At 71.5% G+C, this 18248-nt stretch carries 4 protein-coding genes; 1 reads left to right on the forward strand and 3 read right to left on the reverse strand.

Going from position 1 to position 18248, the window contains the following annotated elements; all coding sequences use genetic code 11:
• Window positions 1-14586 (reverse strand): non-ribosomal peptide synthetase, encoded by a 14586-nt coding sequence (locus V5F84_RS18260; protein WP_394041541.1) that lies wholly within the window; start codon window positions 14584-14586, stop codon window positions 1-3.
• Between the two features lie 151 nt (window positions 14587-14737).
• On the opposite strand from V5F84_RS18260, the gene V5F84_RS18265 reads away from it, so the two are divergent.
• On the forward strand, window positions 14738-15856 hold the full coding sequence (locus V5F84_RS18265) for a DmpA family aminopeptidase (RefSeq protein WP_394041542.1): 1119 nt from the start codon (window positions 14738-14740) through the stop codon (window positions 15854-15856).
• Between the two features lie 25 nt (window positions 15857-15881).
• On the opposite strand, the gene V5F84_RS18270 is transcribed toward V5F84_RS18265, so the two are convergent.
• Window positions 15882-16439, reverse strand: coding sequence for a hypothetical protein (locus tag V5F84_RS18270; RefSeq protein ID WP_394041543.1), 558 nt, complete (start codon window positions 16437-16439; stop codon window positions 15882-15884).
• Between the two features lie 113 nt (window positions 16440-16552).
• Window positions 16553-18196: a serine hydrolase domain-containing protein gene (locus V5F84_RS18275; protein ID WP_394041544.1), complete on the reverse strand. Its 1644-nt coding sequence runs from the start codon at window positions 18194-18196 to the stop codon at window positions 16553-16555.
• Window positions 18197-18248 lie beyond the last annotated feature (52 nt).

Below are 18248 nucleotides of genomic sequence, written 5' to 3' on the forward strand. Positions count from 1 at the left end.
TCACCACGCATCCGGCTGGTCGAGCAGGCCCGTGGCGGAAGCGGCGGACCCGGAGGTTTCGGGCCGTGCCTCGGGCGGCGCCAGCTCCGCCCGCAAATCGCCGAGCAGCGCCTGGGGCGCGGCCGTCACCGCCCGCGCGAGGCGCACGAAATCCGCCGCCATGGCCGCGATGGTTTCGGCATCGAACAGGTCGCTGGAATATTCCAGCAGCAGTTCGAGATGCGGCTTCTCCTCGAACATGAAATTCAGATCATATTTCGCGCTGACGCTCGCATCGCGCAGGGCGACGCCGGTGGCGGCGCCGAGATCGAGCCGCACGGGATCGTTGTTCTGGAGGATCACCACCACGTCGAACAGCGGCGCGCGCCCCTCCTCCTCGGCGGGGCCGACCGCCTCCACCAAGGCGTCGAACGGGAAGCCCTGATGGGCGAAGGCGTCGAGAACCAGCGCGCGCTCGGCGGCCAGCAGATCGGCGAAGGCGACCCCCTCGCGCACCTGCCCGCGCAGGGCGAGCATGTTCAGATAGAAGCCCACCTGCGGCTCCAGCTCCAGCCGGTCGCGGCCGGCGACCGGGGTGCCGATGACGATGTCCTCGTCCCCCGACAGCAGGGCGAGATGCAGCCGCACCAGTGCGGTGAGCAGCACGAACAGGCTGGTGTCGGCGCGCCGCGCCACCGCGTTCAAGGCCACGGTCAGCGCATCGTCCATGATCGCCGGCACGATGCGCCCGGCGCCGCTCGGGCGGGCGGACCGCGCATGATCGGTGGACAGGTGCAGCACCGGCGCGCCTTCCTCGAAGCGGCCGAGCCAATAGGCCCGCGCCGCCGCGCCAAGTTCCTGCCCGCTCTGCCAGACCGCATAATCCTTGTATTGCAGCTCCAGCGGCACCAGGCGCGACAGGCCCGGCAGGTCGATCGCGGCGGCGCGCGGGCTGTGGAGCGCGGCCCGGTACAGCGCTTCGAGATCGCGCATCATCACGGTCACCGACCAGCCGTCGCAGGCGATGTGGTGGATGTTGATCAGGACCGCCCCGCCGCTGCGCGTCGGATCGGCCAGCAGATGCACCCGCAGCAGCGGCCCGGCGGCCAGGTCGAACACATGGTGGAATTCGTCCTGAAGGCGGCGCTCGATCTCATCCTCGCCGCCCGCGCCGCGCGTGAGGAACAATCGGTCGGCCCCGGGGGGAAGGATTTCCTGGCGCGGCACGCCGCCCCGCGTGAGGAAGCGGGTGCGCAGGATTTCGTGCCGCGCCACCAGCGCCACGAAGGCGCGGGCGAGCGCCTCGAAATCCACCACGCCCTCCAGCCGGATCGCGCCCACCATGTTGTAGGTGACGGTGGAGGGATCGAGCGCCTGCACCATGAACAGGCGGCGCTGGGCGAAGGAGAGCGGATAATCCGGCGCCTTGGCCGCCGGCCGGATGGCTTGAGGCTGCGCCGGCGCAGACGCGGCGGCAGCGCCGCGTCCGGCGATCAGCTCGGCCAGCACGCCGAGGGTCTGGGAGGAAAAGAAATCGCGCAGGTCGAGGCTGGCACCGAGCCGCTGGCGCAGCCGCACCACCGCCTGGTTGGCTTTCAGGCTGTGGCCGCCCAGCTCGAAGAAATTATCCTCCAGCGCCACCGCCGGCAGATCCAGCACCTCGCACCAGATATCGGCCACCGCCTGCTGGAACGGCGTGAGCGCGGCCGCGCCCTGGCCCTGCGCGCCGCCCTGGGCGCCGAGAGGCGCGCCGCCCTCGGCCCGCAGCGCGCGCCGGTCCGCCTTGCCGTTGGCGGTGAGGGGAATGGCGGCCACGCGGATGAAGCGGGCCGGGATCATATAGTCCGGCAGCTTGTCCGCGAGATGGTGGAACAGCGCCTCGCGCCCGAGCGCCGCGCCCTCCGCATTGGCCTGCGGCACGAGATAGGCGGTCAGGCTCTCGCCCATGCTGTCCGCGCCGTCCGCGCCCTCGGGCATGACGGCGGCATCGCGGATGCCGGGATGGGCGATCAGCTGGCGCTCGATCTCGCCCAGCTCAATGCGGAAGCCGCGGATCTTCACCTGGTCGTCCATGCGGCCGAGATAGAGCAGTTCCCCATCCGCCCCGATGCGCCCGAGATCGCCCGAGCGATAGAGCCGTTGGCCGGGCAGATCGGGATGGGAGATGAAGCGCTCGGCGGTCAGGTCCGGCCGGTTGAGATAGCCGCGCGCCACCCCGTGCCCGCTGACGAGGATTTCCCCGGTCAGCCCGCGCGGGCGCAGCGAAAGGTCCGGCCCCACCAGCACCACGCCATAGGAGGGAAGCGGCGCGCCGATGACGCTGCGCCCGTCGGCGATCTCGTCCGCGCCGATCTCCTTGAAGGTCACGTGCACCGTGGTTTCGGTGATGCCGTACATGTTGACCAGCCGCGCCTTGGGATAGCGCGCGCGCCAGGGCGCGAGCCGCGCCGGCAGCAGGGCTTCGCCGCCGAACACGATCTCGCGCAGCCGCAGCGGCAGCACGTCGCGCGCGCAGGCGGCGTCGGTCAGGGCGTAGAAGGCGGTCGGCGTCTGGCTCAGCACGCTCACGCCCTCGCGCGCCAAAAGGTCCAGGAACGCGCCGGGCTCGCGGGTCAGCTCCTGGGGCACCACCACCACCCGGCCGCCGAACAGCAGCGCGCCATAGAGTTCCCAGGTGGAGAAATCGAAACAGGCGGAATGGAACAGGGTCCACACGTCCTGCGGGCCGAAGTCGAACTGGCGACCGCGATGGAAGAACAATTGAATGACGTTGCGGTGCTCGATCATGCAGCCCTTGGGCCGCCCGGTGGAGCCCGAGGTATAGATCACATAGGCCAGATCCTGCGGACGCGCGCGCGGCGCCGGATTGGCGGGAACGCCGCCGGCCTGCGCCACCTCCTCGATCACCAGCACCTGCGCCCCGAGCGAACGGGCCAGCGCCGCGTGCGCGGCATCGGTGACGATCAGGCGCAAGCCGCTGTCGCCGGTCATGAAGCGGATGCGATCCTCGGGATAGGCGGGATCGATGGGCAGATAGGCGCCGCCGGCCTTGAGGATGCCGAGGATGCCGGTCGGGATGGCTTGGGTGCGCCCCACCAGCAGGCCCACCAGTTCGTCCGCGGCGACGCCGTGCGCGATCAGGGCATGGGCGATGCGGTTGGCGCGGGCGTTGAGCGCCTCGTATGTCAGGGCGCCGGCCGCATCGCTCACGGCGATCCGCGCGGCATGGGCGGCCGCCACCGCCTCGAACACGGACACCAGGGTGACGTCGGCGGGATAATCCGCCACATCCGCGGCGCGGGCGAGCAGCGCGGCGCGCTCGCCCGGCAGCAGGATGTCGAGGGTCGAAAGCGCGCTGCCGGGCGCGGCCATGGCGGCGGAGACGAGCCGCACGAAGCGCTCGCTCATGTCCGCGCCGGTCGCGGGGTCGAACAGGTCCCGATTGAAGACGAGGCTGGTCGCCACGCCGTCCGCATCGGCGGTGAGCGACAGCACGAGGTCATACTTGCCCCAGCCGAGGCCGGTATCGACGCCGTGCCACCCGGCCGCCGGCGCGCCGTGCCCGGCGTCATAATGGAACAGCACATCGAACAAAGCGGTGCGGCTCATGTCGTTCTTCGGCTTCACCGCGAGCACGGCAAGGTCGAACGGCATGGCGCCGTGGGCGGCATCCTGGGCCGCGCGGGCGGCGGAGCGGCGGGCGAAGGCGGCGAAGCTCTCGCCCGGATCGACGCTGACCCGCAGCGGCAGGAGATTGGTGAGCGGGCCGAGCGCGGCGGGCGCGCCGGCCGGCTCCAGCGGCTCGCCGATGATGATGTCGGCCTGGTCGCACAGCCGGTGCAGCAGCGCCTGATAGCAGGCCCGCAGCACATCGCGGCGCGACAGGCCCTCGCCGGCGGCGAAGGCGTCGAGCCGGGCCAGCGTCGCGCCATCCACCCAGCCGGCCGCGCGGTCGGCGGTGTAGGTGTGGATTGCCGGGCGCGGACGATCGGTGGGCAGGACGAGGGCCGCGAGCCCCGCCATGCGGGCGCGCCAATGGGCGGCGGCCGCGCCATGGCTGGCTTCGGCGGCACGCTCGGGGGCGGCGATTTCACGGCTGAAGGCGCCGGTCGCCGGCATGTCCCCGTCGGGGGCGGCATAGAGATCGGCAAGCTCGCCCATCAGCCGATGGAGGCTCGCCTTGTCGGCGATGCCGTGGTGGGCGGTCAGCGCCAGCCAGGTGGCGGTGAAATTGGTGCCGCCATTGCGCTCGCGGCAGAGGGTGAGGCGGGCGAGCGGCGCGGCATCGAGCGTGAAGGACTGGCGGGAGGCCGCCTCCAGCGCGGTGAGCCCGGCGCCGGGGGAGACCTCGATTTCCTCGACGGGTAGGCGCGCCTCGGCCTTGATATCGAGCGCCGGCCGCTCCTCGCGGGTGGCCAGCGCCATGCGCAGGATCTCGTGGCGCGCGACGAGGCGCTGCGCCGCCCGCTCCAGGCGCGCGGTCTCCAGCCCGCCGTCGATGCGGGCGATCACCGGCATGTTGTAATAAGTCGGCCCGGCCGGATAGAGCACGCCGCGCTCGAACCGGTCCACGAACCAGAGCCGTTCCTGATGGAAGCTCGGCGCCACCGGAGCGGCGGCGGTCTCGTGCGAAATCAGCCCCGCGAGCGGCGCGCGCGCATCGGCGCAGACCGCGCGCACGAGTTCCGCAAGCCGCGCCATCCAGCCGGCGACACGGGCCCGCACGAACAGGCGGGTGTTGTAGGTGGCCTTGATGCGCAGGCCGTCGGCGCTATCGGTCACATAAAGGGTGAGGTCGAACTGGGCGGCGGGGATATCCACCTCGTTGAGGGTCAGGCCCGTGCCGCGCAGCAGGCGGGAAATCTCGTCCCGGTCGTCCATCACCAGGACCACCTCGAACAGCGGATTGCGCGCGGCATCGCGCGGCGCGCCGAGCGCCTCCACCACACGGTCGAACGGCACGGTGCCGTGCTCAGCGGCGGCCAGCAGGGCGTCGCGCGTGCCGTCGAGCAGCGCGGCGAAGCGCTGGTCCGGGTCGATCCGGCCGCGCAGCGCCAGCGTATTGACGAAGAAGCCGATCTGGTCGGCGGTGGCGGGATGGTCGCGACCGGCCGTCACCGTGCCGATGACGAGGTCGCGCGCCCCCGTGAGGCCGCAAAGCAGGGCCTGGAAGGCCGCCGCCACGGCGGTGAAGGCGCTCGCGCCCCGCGCTGCCGCCAGCGCCTTCAGCGCGGCCGCCTCGGCGGCGGGAATGAGCTGCACCACATGGTCGCCGTCATGGGTCTTGCGGGCCGGACGCGGGAAGTCGGCCGGCAAGTCCAGCACCGGCGCGCCGGAAAGCCGCGCGCGCCAATAGGCGAGATGCGCCTCGGCATCGGGGCGCGGGGCGGCGATGGTGTCCTTGTATTGAATGTCGAGCGCGGGCAGAGCGGCGGGCGCGCCGGCGGTCTCTTCCGTGAGCAGGGCCAGCAGGTCGCGCGTGAAGACCCCCACCGACCAGACATCGGAAATGATGTGGTGGAGCGTGAAGGCGCAAGATTCTCCACCCTGCCCGCCGCGCAGCAGCAGCGCGCGCCAGAGCGGCGCCCGGTCGAGCGCGAACGGGGCACGCACGAAGTCCAGCAGCACCGCATCCCGCCCCTCGGGCGATAGGTCCGCCGCCGCCTCCACCCGCAGGTCGAGGCTCGGTTCGGGGGAAATCACCTGCCGCGGCAGGCCGTCCACCTCCACCAGCGCGGTGCGCAGGCTCTCGTGGCGGGCAGCGAGGCGGGTCAGCGCGCGGACCAGCGCCGGCTCGTCGAAGGAGTGGGCGGCGTGCAGCACGAAGCCGATATTGTAGGCGATCAGGCCGGGGTCCATCTGCTCCAGCATCCACAGGCCGGCCTGCACCTTGGCGGGGGCATAATCGGCGGCCGGCGGCAGCGGGGCGATGGGCGCGTGCGCGGCGCCCCGGGAGAGACTGGCCGCGAGCCCGGCCACGGTCGGCTGCTCGAAGAAGGCCCGCAGCGGCACCGCGCGGCCGAGCGCGGCTTCCACGCGGGCGAGGATGGCCAGCGCCTTGAGGCTGTGGCCGCCGAGATCGAAGAAGCTTTCCGTGACGCCCACCTGCTTCAGGCCCAGCACGGTGGCCCAGATGCCGGCGATCACCTGTTCCTCGCTTGTGCGCGGCGCCACCATCAGGCGGGCGGGCACGCGCGGGTCCGGCACAGCGGCGAGCGCGGCGCGATCATGCGTGCCGTCCGCGCGCACGGGCAGCGCGGCGCAGGCCACGAAGGCGTCCGGCCGGCTTTCCACCGGCAGGCGCAGTGCGCAATAGGCGGCGAGCGCCGCGAAATCCGGCGCGACGCCCGTGCGCCCCACGACGAAGGCGGTGAGGCCCTCGCCCTCCCGCACCAGGGCGGCATCGGCGAGCGCGGGATGCTCCCGCAGCACCTGCGCGATGGGCCGCAGATCCACAAGGCCGGTGGAGGTCACGGCGAAATCCTCTTCCCGGCCGAGGAGGGCGAGCCGCCCGTCCGGCGCGAGAACGCCCAGTTGGCCGGTGCGCACCCAGGCCCCTGCGGCGTCGCGCGCGGCGAGCGGAGCGGGAACCCCGATGGCGGCGGCGCGGTCGAACACGTCGAACGCCGCGCGGCCGGCGATCTCAGCCGCGCCCTGCGCCGCGCGATCGGCCGGCGAGAGCGGCAGGTCCGCAAGGGCGGTCTGCGGCGCGCGCACGCCCTCGGCGAGCAGGGACAGGAAGCTGTCGAGCCAGCGGCGGGCGGTGGGCCCATCGGCCACCGCGCCGGCATGGTCGAGGTCGATCAGCGTTTCCCCGTTCAACTCCAGCAGGTTCAGGAACAGGTCCTTCTTGGCGTTGCGCACCGGCGGGGAGATCCAATCGAGCGCAAGGCCGGGCAGGCGCAATTCAAACCCGCGATCCAGGTTGAACAGCACGTTGACGCTGACACCCTCGACGGGAACCTCGTCGCCCAGGAGCTGCGTCGCCGCGCGCTGGGCGGCGTTCAGGGCCGCGCGCACCTGCGCCACCAGCGCGTCGAACGGGGCGGCGGGATCCAGGTCCAGCGTCACCGGCAGGATGGCGGAGGCCGCGCCCACCATCACCGGCAGGGCGGAAGCGGTGTGGCCCGCGAGCGGCACGCCGATGGTCAGGCGGCGCTGATTGCCGAGCCGGCCGAGCAGCAGCGCATAGGCCGCCAGCATCACCATGAAGGGGCTCACGCCCTTCTGGCGGGCAAAGGCCTTGGCATCGTCGAAAATGTCGGCGCCGCGCACGCGGTCGGCCTTCAGATGCACGCGCCCGTCGTCTCCCGCGCCCATGCGCGGCAGCGCCACCGGCACGGCGGACGCCATCTGTCCGTCGGCGGGGGGAAGATCGCGCGTCCAGGCGACGAAATCGCCGAAGGAGCGGGCCGGCGGCAGGGCCGCGGGGGCGCCGCTCACCTCGGCGCCATAGAGCGCGGCGAGTTCGCTCGCCATCAGGCCGAGCGACCAGCCGTCGGCGACGATGTGGTGGGCGGTGAAGGCGAACACATGGCGCTCGGCCGAGAGGCGCAGCAGCAGCGCCCGCACGAACGGCCCGCGCGAAAGATCGAAGGCGGTGGCAAGGTCGCGTTCCAGCCGCGCCCGCACGCCCGCGGCGGCGATATCCTCGCAGGCGAAGGCCGCCTCGGCGGTGGGGGACAGGTGACAGCCGGCCTCGTCCAGCCGCACGATGCGCAGCGCATCGTGCCGGGCGACGAGCGCCGCAAACGCGCGCCGCAGCGCCGCCGCGTCCAACGGGCCGGAAAGATCGAGCGCCACCATCTCGTTATAGGCAAGGCTCGCCTGCGCATCCGCCGCGATCAGCGCGCGCATCTCGCGCTGGCCCCGGCCGAGCGGAAAGGCGCCGGGCTGCGGGCCGGTGGGCGGCGTTGCGGGATCGCGCGGCGGCAGCCACCCGCCTTCGCGCATCTCGGCGATGCCTAGCTTCACCGCATCGATGAGGAAGCGCACCTCGGCATCCCCATGGGCGGTGGAGAGGAAGCAATTGCGCCCCTCCCACACGAAGATGCCGTTCTTCAGCAGGTGATAGTTCAGGATTTCGGTATCGCCGCCATAGTCGAAGCGGAACAGCGAGGAGAAGTGCACCATGCGGATGGGCAGATCCTCGACCGTGAACCAGGCGTTCAGCTCGTCGCACATGGCCTTGGTGCGCGCGTTCAGCGCGTCTTGCAGCCCTTCGCCCTGGGCCGCGAGATAATCCAGCGTCGCCTCGGCGGCGGCCATGGTGAGGGGATGATTGTTGAAGGTGCCGGCCACGAAGGCGGTGCGGGCGGTGGGCACGCTGTCGTCGCCATAGAGCCAGTTGCCGCCGTCCACCGCGTCGAGATAATGCGCCGTGCCGGTGACGACGCCGATGGGCAGCCCGCCGCCCACCACCTTGCCATAAGTGACGATGTCCGCCTTCACGCCGAAATGGTGCTGGGCGCCGGCGGGATGCACGCGGAAGCCGGTGATGGTCTCGTCGAAGATCAAGGCCACGCCATGCGCTTGCGTGAGATCGCGCAGGCGATGCAGGAAGGCGCGCGGCTGCACCACGGGATCGCGGCTCTGCACCGGCTCCACCAGCACGGCGGCGAGGCTGTCGGCATGGCGGGCGAGGATATCGAGCGCATCGGCCTCGCCGTAGCGCAGCACGATCACGTCCTCCACCATGCCTTCCGGCGTGCCGTCGCTGACCGGCATGGTGTTGACCTTCGCGCCGTCCGCCCAGCCCACGGCCAGCACGCCGTCGAACGTGCCGTGGTAGGAATTCACGAAGGTCACGATCTTGCGGCGGCCGGTCTTGGCGCGGGCGAGGCGCAGCGCCACCATCACCGCCTCGGTGCCGGTGGTGAAGAAGGCGACGCGCTCGGCGCCCGTCATGTCCTGGATCTTGCGGGCGACCCGCCCGGCGCGCGGGGTCTGCGGGCCGATGGGATAGCCGGCGGCAGTTTCGGCCAGCAGCGCGTCGCGCACGAACGGCGGATTGTGCCCGAACAGGGTCACGCCGAATCCCATGGTGATGTCGACATAGCGGTGGCCGTCCATGTCGAACACGAACGGGCCTTCCGCGCGCTCCACATGGAGCGGATAGTTCAGCTCTTTCCATTCCGGGCGGAAGCCGATGACCGCGCGCGGATTGGCATAGACGTCGCGATGCGCCGCCGTATGGGCCTTGGAGGCGCCGGTGCGCGCGTTATAGGCCTGCGCCAGGCGATGCACATGGGCGGCATGGGCCGCGCCCAATTCCCTGCGCTGGCTGCGGTCGGCCTTGAACAGGCCCTTCACTTCCTGCTTCGCGGCGGGTGCCGATGCCGGGGCTGCCGCCCTGTCGACAGGACGGGCAGCGGGTGCGGCGGCGGCGAGCGCCGGCGGGGATGCCACCACCGGGGGCGCGCCAGCGCCAAGCGCCGCGAGCTGCTGGGTGAAGAGCCGGCTCATGGCCTCGATCTGCAAGGCCATCAGAGCGTTCGCGCCCTCGGCGACCGGCGGCACGAGGGCCGGGGCGGACATGGCGGCGGGCGATAGCGCGGAGGCGGGCGACGGTGTGCTGGCGGGGGCCGGCGCGGCCTCCATGGGCGGGGCGGCGCGGTCGAGCACGAGGTCGGTGAGCTTGTCGAGCGTGTCGCCGCGCTCCATCACCTCGGCCAGCGGCAGGTCGATGGCATATTCCCGCGCCAGCGCCTGCTGGAGCTGCACCACCAGCAGCGAATCCAGCCCCAGGCTGAACCAGGAGGTGCCGCCCTCCACATCCTGCGGGGCAAGGCCGGCGATGCCGCGCAATATGGTGCGGATGGTGCCGGCGACGGCGGCGCGCGGCAGGGCGCGGGCAGCGGGCGCCGGCGCGGCCGGCACGGTTGCTTGCGAAGCGGTTTCGGGCGCGGGGCCCGTCGGACTCTGCGCCATGGGCACCCCCGCATGACTGATGGGCAGCACCCGCGTGCGGCCGGTGAAGGGGGACGTGGGCGCATCGGCGATGCGGCCCGGTCGGCCGGCGAACACCGCCGGCCAGGCGATCGGCTGGCCAAGTTCGAACACGGTGCCGACGAGGCGCAGCAGCGCCGCTTCGCCCTGGCGCGCATCGAAGCAGGACAGCACGCGGGCCGAAGGCAGTGCCGCCGCCGCCAGCGGCGCCAGAACCGGCCGCACGCCGAGGTCGATCAGGATCGGCCCGCCTTCGCCGGCAGCGGATTGAGCGGCGGTGGAAAGGGCGGCGGCGAACGCCACCGGCTGGCGGGCATGGCGCACCCAATGGGCGCCGTCCGCCAGATCGCCGGGGCGCAGGGCCGTGCCCGTGAGCGAGGAGATGACGCGGCAGGCGGGCGTGCCGGGTGCGAGGGTCGCGGCGGCGGCGCGGATCGCTTCCAGCGCCCCATCCATCATGGGCGAATGGAAGGCATGGGAGACGCTGAGCGGGGTCACCCGGCAGCCGCGCGCCCCAAGCCGCGCACCGGCGAGGGCGACGCCTTCATGCGTGCCCGAGAGGGTCGCCCGCATCGGCCCGTTCCAGGCGGCGACGCAGACGCGGTCGGAAAGCTCGGCGAGGATTTCGGCGATCACCGCCGGCTCCGCCTCCACCGCCGCCATGGCGCCGGACGGCAGGGCATCCATGGCCGCGCCACGGGCGGCCGCGAAGCGCAGGGCCGCATCCGGCGCGATCAGCCCGCCGATGGCGGCGGCGGCGATTTCGCCCGCCGAATGGCCGAGGACCGCATCGGGCTCAAGCCCGAAGCTGCGCAGCAGCGCCGCGCCCGCCAGAGCGAGCGCGACCGCGCCGGGCTGGTTGTAGCGGGTCTGGGCGAGCAGGCGGGCGTCCTCGCCCAGCAGGATCTCGCTCAAGGGGCGATCGAGCACGCCGGCGAGCGCCGCATCCGCCTCCAGCAGCGCGGACCGGAAGGCGGGTTCCGCGGCGAACAGGTGGCGCACGGTTTCCGGCGCATGGGCGCCCTGCCCCGGCAGCAGGAAGACCAGGGACGGCGCCTTTGCGCCCTCGGCCCGGCGCGAGGTGGCCCCGCGCAGCGCCGCCACCATGTCGTCCGTGCTCGCGCCGGAGACCGCGAAGCGATGCTCGAACTGCGCGCGAGCGCAGGCGGCGGTGCGGGCGAGATCGTGTAGGCGGGCGATGTCCGCCCCCTCCAGCGCGTCGGCATAGCGCGTCGCGAGGCGCGCGAGGTCCTCCGCCGTGCGGGCGGACAGCGGCAGGATGGTCGGGCGCGCGGACACGGGCGCGGCCTCTTCCGGAGCGTCGTTCGACGCGTCCTCGGCCTGCTCGATCACCACATGGGCGTTGGTGCCGCTCATGCCGAAGGAGGAGAGGCCGGCCCGCAGCGGCGCGCCCGTGGGGCTGTGCCAGGGGGTGGCCACCGTCACCGGCGCGAGCGGCAGCTCGGCCCAGGGGATCAGCGGATTGGGCGTATTAAGATGCAGCGAGGCCGGCAGCGCGCGGGCCTCCAGCGCCACCAGCAGCTTGGCGAGGCCCGCAAGGCCGGCGGCGGCTTCCAGATGGCCGATATTGCTCTTCACCGAGCCGATCTTCAGCGGCGCCGCGCGCCCGCGCCCATAGGCCTCGGCGAGCGCCATGGCCTCGATGGGATCGCCGAGCGGCGTGCCGGTGCCGTGGGCTTCCACATAATCCACATCCGCCGGGGCAAGCCCGGCATCGGCGAGCGCCTCGGCGATCACCGCCCGCTGGGCGGCGCCGTTGGGTGCGGTGAGGCCGTTCGAGGCGCCGTCGTGATTGATCGCGCTGCCGCGCACATAAGCGAGCACCCGCGCCGGCCGCGCGGTCTCGGCCTCCAGCACCAGGGCGATGCAGCCCTCGCCGCGCGCATAGCCGTCGGCCGCCGCATCGAAGCTCTTGCACCGGCCGTCCGCGGAGAGCGCATTCATGCGCGTCAGCCCCACCTGGAGGTCGGGACTGAGGATGAGGTTCACGCCGGCCACAATGGCGCGCGTGCATTCGCCCGAGCGCAGGGCGCGCACCGCCAGATGCAGCGCCGCGAGCGAGGAGGAGCAGGCCGTATCCACGGACAGAACCGGCCCCTGGAGGCCCAGCACATAAGCGAGGCGCCCGGCGGCGACGCTCGGGATCGTGCCGGTGAAGGCGTAGGGGCCGATGGCGTCAAGCCGGCCGGCGCGGGCCTGCGCCTGCACATAGTCGCCCGCGCTCACGCCCACGAACACGCCGGTGCGCGAGCCCTTGAGGGCGGTCGGATCGAGCCCCGCCCGCTCCAGCGCTTCCCAGGCGGTCATCAGCAACAGGCGCTGCTGGGGATCGATCGCTTCCGCCTCGGCGGGCGTGAGATTGAAGAAGCGGGCCGGGAAGGTCTCGATATCGGTCAGATAGCCGCCGCGCTCGGTGATGCAGAGCCCGGCGGGCAGATCGCCCCAGCGCCCGGCCGGCTTGTCGCCCGTGGCATCGCGCCCGGCCAGCAGCAGATCGAGAAAGGCGTCCGGCGTCTCCACCCCGCCGGGCAGGCGCAGCGCGAGGCCGCTCACGGCGATGCGCGGCGCTGACGCGGGCAGAAGCGCCAGCCGCGCGCCGGGCGTCGCGTCATCGGCAGGCGCATCCGCCCCCGCATCGGCGCGCGGCAGGGCGAGAAGCGCCGCTGCGATGGCGGCAAGGGTCGCGTGCTCGAACAGGAAGGTCACCTGCACCCGCAGGCCCAGGGCGAGGGTGAGGCGGCGGGCGAATTCCACCAGCCGCAGCGAGGTGAAGCCGCTTTCCATGAGCGGCCGGTCAAGGGCGATCTCGCCGCCCTCCACGATCCGCTGCGCGAGGGCGCGCAGCTGCGCCGCGAATGGCGCCTCCTCGCCGGCCGCGAAGGCGGCGGCGAGCGCGGCGGCATCCGCCGCCTCGCGCGCTTCCAGATCGGCGCGGACCTCCCGGAACTCGCCGGCGACGAAGCGCTGCACGAGCTGATAGCGCTGCACCTTGCCACTGGTGGTCTTGGGAATGCGCGCCACCGGCAGCACATAGTCCACCGGAATGCCGATCTCGCGCAGCACCGCGTCGCGCACGCCGGCGGCGATGGGGGCGAAGCTCGCCGAATCGCGACGGTGAAGCACGAACAGCGCCACATGCTCGCGGTCGTCGCCGGTGATGTCGCGGCCGATGGCGCAGGCCACCACCATGTTGAGGTCGAGCCCCTCAACCGCGCTCGCCACCCGCTCGATGTCCTGCGGATAGAAGTTCGCGCCGTTGAGGATGATCACATCCTTGCGGCGGCCGGTGACGATGAGGCGATGATTGCGCAGGAACCCAAGATCGCCGGTATCGAGCCAGCCGTCGGCGGTAAAGGCCGCGCGCGTGGCGGCGTCGTTGTTGTAATAGCCGCGCGTCACGCTGCCGCCGCGGATCTGGATGCGCCCGACCACGCCCTGCGGCAGTTCGGCGCCGTCCTCGGCGGCGATGCGCACCGCCACATCGGCGATGGGGCGGCCGATATCGGCGAAATCCACCGGCGAGACGCCGGCCTCGGTGCCGTCGATCTCGCGCACCGGCAGGCCGGGGCTCACCTGCGCGCGGTCCACCACCACGCTGCACATGGCTTCGTCCGGCGGCGCCATGGAGACCACCAGCGTGCCTTCCGCGAGCCCATAGGCCGGGGTCAGCGCGGTCTGCGGCAGCTGGAACGGCGCGAGCGCGCGGGAGAATTCCTCGCCGAGCGCGCAGGCGATGGGCTCGGCGCCGTTGGCGATCACCCGCAGGTTCGAAAGGTCCCAGTCGCGCGGCGCGTCGGGCTCGAAATATTTGAGGAAATGGCGATAGGAAAAGTTCGGGCCGCCGGTGACATTCGCCTTCAGATCGGAAGCCGCCTGCATCCACACCAGGGGATTGCGCACGAACAGCTTGGTCGGAATCAGGCCGTGGTCGAGACCGAATATCGTCGGCAGAATGTGGAACCAGATGATGCCGAAATCATGGGTCAGCGGCATCCAGCTCACGAAGCGCGGCCGCCCGCCGGGATGATCGATGGCGCCGAGGATGGCGGCGCAATTGGTCACCAGGTTGGCGTGCGTCACCATCACGCCCTTGGGCGCGCCGGTGGAGCCGGAGGAGAATTGCACGAAGGCGATATCGTCCGGCCCGACCTCGGCCTGCGCGGCCTCGGGTCCTTCGATCTGCGCGCTGTCGGCCACCAGGGTGCGCGCCTCGATGGTTGCGAGCGCGGCGGCGCTTCCCGGGTCGAGCTGGTCGGCCACCGCGCGCACGCGCCCGGCGACGCGGGCATCGCCCACAAGCCAGGGCCGGTGCAGCACGCCCCAGATATGGCCGATCTTCAGCGCCCCTTCATCGCCGGTGGGCGTAGAGACGGGCACCGCGATGATGCGGCCGAGGATGCAGGCCCAGAACAGGGCCGTGAACAGCTCGGTGTCGTCGGTGGCGATCAGCACCTCGTCGCCGGGCCGCACGCCGGCTTCGCCAAGCCGGTGCAGCCATCGCAGCGCGCGGGTGCGCAGACCGGCGTAGGACAGGAAGCTGGAGCCCCTGCTGGCTCCGAAATAGGTGATGCCTGCGGCTGTCCCCGCGCTCAATGCCAAGGCATGGCTCAGCGTCATCGCGTCTTGATGCGATTTCATGATGCCCCGAAAGTTTCTACCGCGAGCGAAGCCCCAATGATCCCGAAACTGCGACACGCCTATGACAGGCGGCTAAATCACGATGTCTTATGAAGGACGCACTTCTTCTGTAGTTTCATTGCAGATACGCTGGTGCGCGCGGGCGGAGACCATGACAGATACGACAAGCGCTCCCTCCGGGCATGACCAAAACCTAAGCCGGCAACGGGCCCGCGATGCCGGCCTGCGCCTGCCCGGCCAGCCGGGGCCGCTGAATGCGATCACGGACGTGCGGGGGGTTGAAGTCGGCTTCAGCACCCTCGTGCGGGGCGAGGACGTGCCGGTGCGCACGGGCGTCACCGCCGTGCTGCCGCGCCCCCTGGCGCAGGTGGTGGACCCGGTGTGGGCCGGCTTCTTCTCGCAGAACGGCAGCGGCGAAATGACCGGCACGCACTGGATCCGGGAGGCCGGCTGGCTCTCCGGGCCGATCACCGTCACCAACACATTTTCGGTCGGCCTCGCCCACCATGCCACGGTGCGCTGGATGTGCCGGCGCTTCCGCGACAAGCTGGAGCATGAAAGCTGGGTGATGCCGGTGGCGGCGGAAACCTTCGACGGCTATCTGAACGACATCGTCGGCCAGCACGTCAGCGAGGAGGATGTGATCGCCGCCATCGAATCCGCGAGGTCCGGCCCCGTCGACGAGGGCAATGTGGGCGGCGGCACGGGCATGATCTGCTACGGCTTCAAGGGCGGCACCGGCACGTCCTCGCGCCTCGTGCGCACGCCGGCCGGCACCTTCACGGTGGGCGTGCTCGTGCAGGCGAATCACGGCATCCGCCCCTGGCTCCAGGTCCTGGGCCTGCCGGTGGGCCGCCACCTGCCGGACCCGCGCGGCATCAATCGCGAAAGCGGCTCCATCATCGGCATCATCGCCACCGACGCGCCGCTCTATCCAACCCAGCTGGAGCGCCTCGCGCGGCGCGGCGGGCTCGGCATCGCGCGCGGCGGCACGCCGTCGGGCAATGCCTCGGGCGACATGTTCGTCGCCTTCTCCACCGCCGGCGGGCCGGGGCCGCTGCCGGAAAAACCCCTCTCCACCCTGGAATGGCATGCCAATGAAAGCCTCGATCCGCTGCTGCTGGCGGTGGTGGAAGGCATCGAGGAAGCGGTCTTGAACGCGATGCTCATGGCGCGGACCATGACCGGCCGCGTCGGCACCATCGCCGCCCTGGACCCGGCCCAGCTCTTCGCCGCCATGGATCAGGCGGGCGGCGAATGGCGGGCATGAGGGGCGACGAATCGTAGGGTCGCGGTCAGGGCAGCTCGGACGCCGCCGGGCACCGGGATCGGTCGGAAAGGTCCATTGCCATCGGGGCCACATAGGTCAGCTGATCGCCGCGGCGCGCGCCGAAAAGATCATACAACAGGCCGAGCATCATATCGGCGACGCGGTCAAGGTCCTCACCGGGCTTCAAAATAACCAGAAGCTTCTGAAAATTCCCCTCTGAACTGTCGGTGTCAAACCCCGCCGCCTCCAGGATCGCAAGGTTGCTCATCCGCACCTCGTCCCGGACCTCGCCTTTCTTCACGCCATAGAAGCCGGAGGCCGCCTCGCACAGCATCTGCTTATTGTCCTCCAGCAGCAGGCATTGCACATATTTCTGGCGCCCGCCCTTCACCGACACAGCGACAAATCGGTTCAGCTTTTGCCGCTCGAGGTAGGTCACGAAGAGGCGGTCTGAGATCTTGCAGTGGTTCTCGGCGATGAATTTCGCCCGTCCGTCCGCCGCCACGGCGGGCGGCACAAGAAAGGCCAGACAGACGCAGGCCGCAGCAAGCCGCACCAGAGTCTTCACCCGATTCGCACGCATGATCAGCCCCCGCCGCATCGCCGAGCAGCTTAAGCTGCGCGCGAAGGTTGTGGAAGCGGAGGCCGGCAAACGGGGCTGAAACCAAAGCGCACGGGGCGGCCGGCGCCTTCGCGTCACGCGCGTTCGAACATAAGATTCGCGCTCTGGTCCGAATTCAGCACGAAGCCGCCGGGCCGCACCCACAGGCTGAACAGCCAAGCGGAATTCCAGGGCGAGGCGAGCCAGCGCCCGTGCAGATCCCCGGCATCCGGCACCGCGCGGAACAGATCGCCGTCGCAGGCGAGGAGGCGCGCCCGGCAGACGCCGTAAGGCGAGGCGAGCGCGATGCGCAGGTCGCCCGCGTCTCCCGTCACCTCCGCGTCCAGCGCCACGTCCCGCGCCCGATAGCGGCCGCGCGGGTCGGCGAAGGGCGCGTCCGGGCGGGCAGGCACGAAGCGCGCCGCGCGGCCCCAGCGCGCGACATGCAGCCCTTCGTCCGCTTGCGCCAGCAAGGCGAGCGGCGGCAGCGCCATCTGCGGCGCGACCCAAGTTTCACCCCGCGCCTGGTCCGCCGCCACCTGCTCCGCCCGTACCTGCTCCGCGAGTACCAGCGGCGCCGGCCCCATGCTGGTGGTGAGCATCGCGCCCTCGGCGTCGGCCGCGAGCTCCAGCACGCGCCCGCCGCCGTCTTCCCGCCACAGCCCGCTCATGGTCCGCAGCGGCACCAGCGCTTCCTCAGACAGGCGCGCGGCGGAGGGGCGGCGCAGCAGGATGTCAAGCACCTGCCGCACCAAGGCGAACACGGGAAGGTCCTCGCGATTGGCGATCAGCACCACGCCGAGATCCACCTCGGGAAAGCGCACGGATTCCGAACGCGCCCCCACCACCGAGCCGCCATGCCCGATGCCCGTCACGCCGCCATGCACCGTGCGCACGAGGCCGAGCCCATAGGGCGAGGGCGTGCCGTTGGCGAGCGGGCCGCCGCGCTCCATTTCGGCGATGATGGGATCGCCGGCGAGGTGGCAAGCGCGCAGGTGCTTCTGCCAGCGCACCATGTCGGCGCGGGTGGACACCAGCCCGCCCTCCCCGCCCAAAGCGGCAAGCGAGGTGCCGCGCAGAAAGCCGCCCGCCCCGTCGCGGCGATAATGGCTGGCGAGGCGCGGCGTCCATTCATCGTCCCGCCGCAGCAGGCGGGTGTCCGCCATGCCGAGCGGGCCGGTGACATATTGCGCCAGCAACTCCTCGAACGGCGCACCGGAGGCCGTCTCCACCACGTCGGTGAGCAGCAGGAAATTGCTGTTGGAATACAGCAGGTCCGCGCCCTCTTCGGCGGCGAGGCCGGGGCTCATGGCGATCACCCGCCGCTCCAGCTCGCGCGAAACCGGACCGAGCGCATTCACCCCGCCCAGCACCATCAGATCCAGCAGGTCGCGAACGCCGCTGGTGTTGGCGGCAAGGCTGCGCAGGCGCACGTGGCGCCAGGCGTCGGGCACCCAGGGAAGATGCGCGCCCACCGCATCGTCCAGCGAGAGTTTGCCCGCGCGTGCCAGTTGGAGCGCGAGATAGACCGCGAACTGCTTGCTCTGGGAGCCCACGCGCAGCACGCTCGCGCCGTCGAGCGGCACGTTCTGAGCGAGATCCGCGCGGCCATAGGCCTGTTCCAGCACGCATTCCCCGCCGCTCAGCACCGCCAGCACGGCGCCCGGCGCATCGTCTTGAATGCGATCGCGAAACAGGCGATGGATCTGCGCCGTCTGGTCGCTGTCGGGGATCATCATCGACGGTCTTTCCCTGGGCGCGCGGCCTTCTCGGCGGCCGTGAAAAGGAGGG

The organism is Roseixanthobacter liquoris, from assembly GCF_043195135.2.
GTDB lineage: Bacteria > Pseudomonadota > Alphaproteobacteria > Rhizobiales > Xanthobacteraceae > NCEH01.